7 protein-coding genes and 1 pseudogene are annotated in these 6995 nt (G+C 39.2%); 2 read left to right on the top strand and 6 right to left on the bottom strand.

What is annotated here, in order from left to right; genetic code table 11:
- Positions 1–152 precede the first annotated feature (152 nt).
- The 3 genes from CRT24_RS04595 to CRT24_RS04585 all read right to left on the bottom strand — a co-directional run bounded on the left by CRT24_RS04595 (position 153) and on the right by CRT24_RS04585 (position 1928).
- Entirely contained in the window at positions 153–872 is a 720-nt protein-coding gene (locus tag CRT24_RS04595) for an IS3 family transposase (protein ID WP_257213968.1), read from the bottom strand.
- Positions 869–1177 carry a transposase gene (locus tag CRT24_RS04590; RefSeq protein WP_099370071.1) on the bottom strand — a complete coding sequence of 103 codons (309 nt, stop codon included), beginning with the start codon at positions 1175–1177 and terminating at the stop codon, positions 869–871. The genes CRT24_RS04595 and CRT24_RS04590 overlap by 4 nt, the downstream gene beginning before the upstream one ends.
- 94 nt (positions 1178–1271) lie before the next feature.
- The gene (locus CRT24_RS04585) at positions 1272–1928 is read right to left on the bottom strand and encodes a protein-L-isoaspartate(D-aspartate) O-methyltransferase (protein WP_099370070.1); all 657 of its coding nucleotides are present in this window, start codon (positions 1926–1928) and stop codon (positions 1272–1274) included.
- A gap of 179 nt (positions 1929–2107) precedes the next feature.
- Between CRT24_RS04585 and CRT24_RS04580 the strand changes: the two genes are divergently transcribed.
- On the top strand, positions 2108–2962 hold the full coding sequence (locus CRT24_RS04580) for a DUF4886 domain-containing protein (protein ID WP_099370075.1): 855 nt from the start codon (positions 2108–2110) through the stop codon (positions 2960–2962).
- Here the strand turns inward: CRT24_RS04580 and CRT24_RS04575 are convergent.
- Positions 2963–3085: pseudogene (locus tag CRT24_RS04575) on the bottom strand (GxxExxY protein); the annotation flags it as partial.
- A 153-nt stretch (positions 3086–3238) separates the two neighbouring features.
- Here CRT24_RS04575 and CRT24_RS04570 point away from each other — a divergent pair.
- On the top strand, positions 3239–3880 hold the full coding sequence (locus CRT24_RS04570; RefSeq protein ID WP_099370069.1) for a DUF6266 family protein: 642 nt from the start codon (positions 3239–3241) through the stop codon (positions 3878–3880).
- A 6-nt stretch (positions 3881–3886) separates the two neighbouring features.
- Here CRT24_RS04570 and priA read toward each other — a convergent pair whose 3' ends face one another.
- Both priA and CRT24_RS04560 read right to left on the bottom strand, forming a co-directional pair.
- Positions 3887–6367, bottom strand: coding sequence for a primosomal protein N' (gene priA / locus CRT24_RS04565; protein WP_099370068.1), 2481 nt, complete (start codon positions 6365–6367; stop codon positions 3887–3889).
- A gap of 189 nt (positions 6368–6556) precedes the next feature.
- Positions 6557–6946: a DUF423 domain-containing protein gene (locus CRT24_RS04560; protein ID WP_099370067.1), complete on the bottom strand. Its 390-nt coding sequence runs from the start codon at positions 6944–6946 to the stop codon at positions 6557–6559.
- Between the last annotated feature and the right edge of the window lie 49 nt (positions 6947–6995).

The raw sequence follows: 6995 nt of genomic DNA, 5'->3' as shown, positions 1-6995 counted from the left end.
ATGTCATGTCCTAAAAAAAGTAGACACTTTTTTGTTATTATTGGGCTGTTCAAATGTGTGTAAACTCCGTAGGAGTTTTCCACATTTGAACAGCTTTTTTTCTTTTTTGCTTCTTTTTTCTTTTACTTTCCACACCTCAATGTTAGTCCGTTTTAAGCTGCTCCATGGACCTGCTCAGGTGTCTTGAGTTTCAGTGACCAATGTGGTCGCTTTGTGTTGTATATTCTAATGCACTGTTCCACAGATCTTCGGACGGACAATTCATCTGGCCATTCGCTGTCCAGCATAAACTCTTGCTTGAGGATCCCGTTCACTCGTTCCGCCAAAGAGTTCTCATAGCAGTGGTTTTCCTCTGTCATGCTTATGGAAACCTTCTTTTGCTTCAGCAGTCTCGTATATTCCTTGCTACAGTACTGTATCCCCCTGTCCGAGTGATGAATGAGCCCCTTGGTATCCTTGGTGTTCCTCAAGGCCATTTTGAGCGCTTTTATCCCTCCTTCGATCCCAAGGCTACTGGACAGGTCCCATCCCACTATTTTCCTGGAACAGGCATCCGTGATCAGGAACAGATAAACGAACCCCTGCCGGGTCCGCAGGTATGTAATGTCCGATACGTACGCCTGCTCCGGCCTATAGATGGGGCGCTCTCTCAGCAAGTTGCCATAGGTATGGAACCGATGGTAGCTGTTGGTGGTACTGACGTATTTCCGTTTCCGCTTGATCAACAGACCATGATCGCGCAGTAACCGGTGGAACCCATCCCTGCCCAGCTTGAAGCCCGAAGTCCGAAGGTGGTCATTGAGCAGATAATACAATTTTTTACTGCCGATAAAGGGTTGTTCCTGCCTGAACGCCATTACTTTGGCGATCACCTCCTTATGAAAACGGTCCCTGGACACCCGCACGGCGGCACCTTTGTAATACGCTTTACCTCGGCCTCTAACTCCTTTATCCTGTCCTTTTCCTCTTTCATCTCAATACGTACGGTTTTGTTTAACAAATGATTCTTCCCGAATTTCTCAAGCCATGCCTGAATCGTCTGGCTTCCCTTTATCCCATATCGCCTTCGAGCCTGGGAAAGGCTCAAACCCTCTTCTTCAATCTCCCGAACCACCTTCTGTTTAAAACCAAAACTGTACCGAATTGAAACGTGTCTTGAATTTGTCTTGTCTTTCATGTTTTTTAGTTGATTAATATGTCAACCTATGTCAGGACAAGACACTATTGTCTAATGTCTATTGTCTAATGTCTATTGTCTAATATCTCTAAACCTACCAAGCCTGATCACCCACTAGAGGTACAAATCTGAAGGTATCGAGTTCGATTCTTTCGAAGTCATTTTCTCCGACGCGTAATAGGGTTACCATTTTTTGGAATTTCTCATCACCGACCGGGATGACCATCAGACCACCTAGTCGAAGTTGCTTGAGCATTTTCTCTGGTACGAATGGCGCACCTGCAGTAACGATAATTTTATCGTAAGGTGCTTTTTCGGGAATACCTTTGGAACCGTCTCCTAGGAAGAAATTGGGCTTATACCCCATATAGGGCAATACTTGGATTGTTCTATGGTAGAGGTTTTCTTGTCTTTCTATAGTGTAAACGTCTGCACCAAGTTCCATGAGGATGCAGGTTTGGTATCCTGATCCTGTACCAATTTCGAGGACCTTATCCCCTTTCTTGATATGCAGTAATTGACTTTGGTAAGCAACTGTATATGGCTGGGAAATAGTTTGACCATCCCCGATTGGGAATGCTATATCTCGGTAAGCTTGATTCCAGAAAGTCTCATCGAAGAAATAATGGCGTGGCACCTTGGCAATTGCTCTCAGCACATTCTTGTCCTCGATCCCACGTTTCTCCAAGTGCTTCACTAATTGCTTCCTTGCGCCTTGCTCCCGATAATTGTCAATAAACTTATAAGCCATATTCTTCAAAATTAGCCTTATTTTACGATATTTTTATGGTTTAAATGCAAAACATTCAAGGTCAGAATGGTTCTGATTTTTCAGAAAGAAATTATCCCTATCCTTTATTTTTTGTACATTTATAGGTATAAGAATTGATGGAAAATCTATTTCCACAATAACCCAAAATGAATGATAAAATGAAGAAATTATCTATTTACCTGTTATTCTTACTATTGCCATTTCAGTTTGTCCTTGCGCAGGAAACTTCGCCCAAGGATGACGACATCATAAAAGTATTGGCCATTGGCAATAGCTTTTCCGAAGATGCTCTGGAGAACTACTTATATGAACTTTCTACCGCAGCAGGCAAAAAAATTGTTATCGGCAATCTATACATTGGTGGAGCACCATTAGAACTGCACCTGAAAAATGCGCATAACAACTTAAAAGCATACAGCTATAGGAAAATTAACCTTGATGGCGTCAAAAAAACAACCGAGCAAGTTAGTATCGAAGATGCATTAGCGGATGATAACTGGGATTATGTAAGCTTACAGCAAGCTAGCCCTCTTTCAGGGAAATATAATGTTATCATGCAATCACTGGGAGACCTGTGGACTTATGTATTTGCTCATGTTCACCCTGATACCAGATTGGTGTACCATCAAACTTGGGCATACCAGCAAGACTCAAAACACGAAGGCTTTACAAACTATGACAATAGCCAGAAAAACATGTACGATAGCATCATGAGCGTGACCTCTAGATTGGAAAAAACTGGTGACTATGCTTTTATTGTGCCTGACGGTACCACTATCCAAAATGCAAGAACTAGTTCGTTAGGAGATACTTTTACTAGGGACGGCTACCACTTGAACCTTGACTATGGCCGTTTTGCTGCTGCACTGACTTGGTACGCGAAATTGTTTGACCTTGATCCAACAAAAACGGACTATAGACCTGATAAAGTGACCGAGAAACAAGCGAAAATTGTGAAAGAAGCAGCAAAGAAAGCTGTTAGAAAACCGTACAAGGTGTCGAAAGTACGCTAATCATAGTCTATCATGGGTTATATTCCTATTAATAAGCCGTCTATATTGTAAGCTTTTGGCGCCAAAGTTTATGAGCATACCGACCTCAAGGTTATAAATTTCCAGGTAATTGATGGCTTGGGCTAGGTGGACGGGTTAATATTAAAGCCCTTTTTATTGATTAATAATAAATTAAAACAAAACTATAGAATGTTTTTCCTTAAAAGAAATTAATTTAAATATTAATTGTTTTAGATTCAGTCATTTATTATATTTATCAAAACAGCATTTTAATTTATGGCTACAGCAAAAAATGGAAAGGAACAATCATTTACAGGTATGGTTGGAAATTTAGTTTATTGTAATTGGAAAGGTATTCCGTATGTACGTTCTCGCCCTGATGTCAGAAATCTGAAAAGGTCCCGGCTGCAGGTAAAAGCCAATTCAAAATTCAAGAAACTTCAATTGATGCTATCACAGATTCTTCCCTATATCAGACAAGGATTCAAAAACTTTAACAAGGAATGGACCAGTCATAATTCTGCTATGTCTTATAATCTCAAGCACGCCATTGTTGAAAAAGACAGTAATTTCGAAATCGACTGGTCAGGTTTTTCTATAAGCAGAGGAATTGAAAATCCCATCATTGGATATACCTTGATCGTTAGTAAAGGTAAGATGATCATCGATTGGCAACTAAATATTGATCATGTTGAAAAACAAAATTTATGGAAATATAGGTGCATGATTTTAGCTTATCCTGAGAATCCAGAAAATCAAGTTTTTGGGGTTGTCAATGGGAGTCTACTCGATGAGCTCAAACATAGTATCCATTTTATTAAACCAACAGAAACTGCTGTCTATCATGTCTATATTGCTTTTTTATCGAACGATGGGAGTTCCAAAAGCACTAATAGCATTTATTTGGGCAAGGTTTAGTTAGAATTAATACGGGTCTACATCAATCTGAACTCGTACTCCTTTATTCTTTTTGTCAAGTTCAAAATGTAGTAATGCTTGTTTGATTAATTCCTTAACCTTTACGATGGAGATATTCTTTCTTTCGATTTTCAAAGTAATCGTTTGGATGAAATTATTTCTCACTCTTGATACCAATGGAGGTTCAGGGCCTAATACCCTCTCGGCTAATTGCTGTTTTAAAAGGGACGCAAGTCTTTTGGCAGCATCATGGACCAAATCCTGGTTACTATGCTTGACATCTAGCTTTATTAAGCGATAAAAAGGGGGGTATAAATAGTTCTTTCTTTCCGTAATTTCGGACATAAACATCTCCTGATAATCATGATTTGTTACTTGTTCGAGAATTCTATGATTTGGGGTATTTGTTTGTATGATAACTTTTCCTTCATTCTGTCTGCGTCCTGCTCTACCTGATACTTGTGAGAACAATGAAAATGCTCTTTCGTAGGCTCTGAAATCAGGAAAATTGATCATGCCATCGGCATTGATAATTCCTATTAACGTCACGTTCCCGAAATCAAGACCTTTTGTAATCATTTGGGTACCGATTAGCACATCAAACTCTTGGTTGTCGAATGCAGAAATCACTCTGTCGAAACCATATTTTCCTTTAGTAGAATCTAAGTCTAGCCTTCCGATCCTTAGTTCAGGCAATTGAATTTCTAACTCCTCTTCTACCCTTTCAGTACCAAAACCCTTGCTCTGCATATTTGGCAATCCACAAGCGGGACAGGTCTGCACCAATTCTTCTGAAAATCCGCAATAGTGACAATGCATTAAATTACTGGATTTGTGATAAGTCAAGCTGACGTCGCAGTTAATACATTTTGCGACATACCCGCATGTTCCACATTGAAGGAATGGTGTATGGCCACGACGGTTCTGAAACAATATTACCTGTTCTTTCCTTTTAACGGTTTCGTCGATGGCTTGCAGCAATTTTGCGCTGAAGTAGGAGAACATTTCTTCCTTTCTGGATGCTTCAGTAATATCTACGATTTCAATTGCTGGCAATTTAGCTTCACCAAATCTTTCCGTCAATTCAATTAGGCCGTATTTCCTAGCTTTTGCATTGTAATAACTTTCAACAGAAGGTGTGGCGGAACCTAACAAAACTTTGGCTTGATGCTGCTGCGCAAGGTAAATCGCTGTATCCCGTGCATGATATCTTGGAGCAGGATCATACTGTTTATAAGAATTTTCATGCTCCTCATCTACTATGATAAGACCAAGATCATTAAAAGGTAGGAATACGGAAGACCTGGCTCCTATAACCACCTTAAATTCACCTTTGTTTACTTTATGCCATACTTCGGCACGTTCATTATCATTGAATTTTGAGTGATATACACCTAACTCATCACCAAAATGGAGTTTAAGTCGCTCGGTAATCTGCGCGGTCAAAGCAATTTCTGGCAAGAGGTAGAGGGCATTCTTGCCCTTTCTCAATACCTCTTCAATTAGGCGGATATAAATTTGAGTTTTTCCGGAAGCAGTAACTCCGTGTAAGAGGACAACATCTTTTTCTTGAAAGGACTCTTCGATCTGTTGAAAGGCATTTTGCTGTGCTTGGCTGAAATTGAAATCAGGAGATAACAACACATCAGTCCCTTCGAACCTACTGACTACTTTCTCTTCAACGGTAAATACACCTTTTTCGATCAAACCCGTAATTGCCCCTGCCCCACTTCCTGATGCTTCCATAACCTCCTGTCTGCTGATATCATTCTTCGATTTCAACAGTTGTAGGAATGCTATCACTGCATCTTGTTGCTTTGGTGCTCGATTGAGGCTGTCCAACAATTCTCTTCTACCATCAGGATCGTTAAATTCAGAGGCCAATCGCAGAAAAGATTTAGTCTTAGGTTTATATTTTTGTTTTATTTCTTCAGATATTAAAATAAAACCGTGTTCAAATAGACTTCTTAATAATGGGAATACTGTTTTTTGCCCTAATATTTTGATAACATCGTTAACGGTCAATTCACCGGCGAGGTCTAATGCTTCTAAAATCATGTATCCTTTGTCGGATACTATGGATCGGTCAAGATTTGGGTCATCCGATGCCATAATTTTGGTTTCAGAAGCCATCTTTAATGCTGCAGGCAAGGCTGCTTGCATGACATCTCCAACGTAACACATATAGTATTCAGCTATCCAATCCCACATCTGTAATTGAATATCGTTTACAATGGGTTCATTATCGACTACATCCAATATGTATTTAGCTTCGTATTGTAAGGGAGCTTCGGTCGTAATGTTCTTTACGATAGCAGAATATATTTTGTTCTTACCAAACTGAACGATTACCCTACAACCTACCGCTATCTTGTCACTCAGGTCAAATGGAACTCTATATGTATAAGATTTAGCAATCGCCAAAGGCAAGATGACCTCTACAAAATAAGTAGTGCGATTTGGAGCAGTTAAATCCAGTTGAGACATAGGGCAAAGATAAGGTTTAGATTTGGGAAGTGAGATATGAGATATGAGATGTGAGATATCATGCGCTAATAAAAAGATTCCATCGAATAATCGATGGAATCTTTTACCAGTTTTATTTATAAAAATCTGTCTTAATCTTAATTACGAGATTTAATATCACAATACTCATATCTCAAATCCCATATCCCTTTACGCTCTATTCTTCATTGCAGCGATAAACAACGCGATCCAGCCTACCATAAAACATACACCACCGAGTGGTGTTACTGGGCCGATGATTGAAATATTTTCGATTCCTAAGAGGTTACGGGTACTTAATAGGTATAAAGATCCTGAGAAAAGAATAATCCCTATCGTGAACATGATATAGGAAACTTTAATGGATTGACTTTTTGCTCTTGAAAATGTTGAAAGGAATAAAAGAGCAAGTGTGTGATAAAAATGATATTGATTTGCGGTTCCCCATGTTTCCAATTGTTTGTCGGAAATTTTTCCTTCTAAACCATGAGCACCAAATGCACCAAGTATTACAGCTAACAGGCCAAAAAAAGAAGCAGTTAGGATAATTTGTTTGTTCATAAAAAAAAGCTAAAATAATCGCTTATGAAATTTCGTTTATAAATGTATA

It is taken from the genome of Sphingobacterium sp. 1.A.5 (assembly GCF_002734235.1).
Taxonomy (GTDB): Bacteria; Bacteroidota; Bacteroidia; order Sphingobacteriales; family Sphingobacteriaceae; genus Sphingobacterium; species Sphingobacterium daejeonense.
The sequence above is the reverse complement of the archived record's forward strand: the minus strand, read 5'-3'. Positions and strand labels throughout refer to the sequence as shown.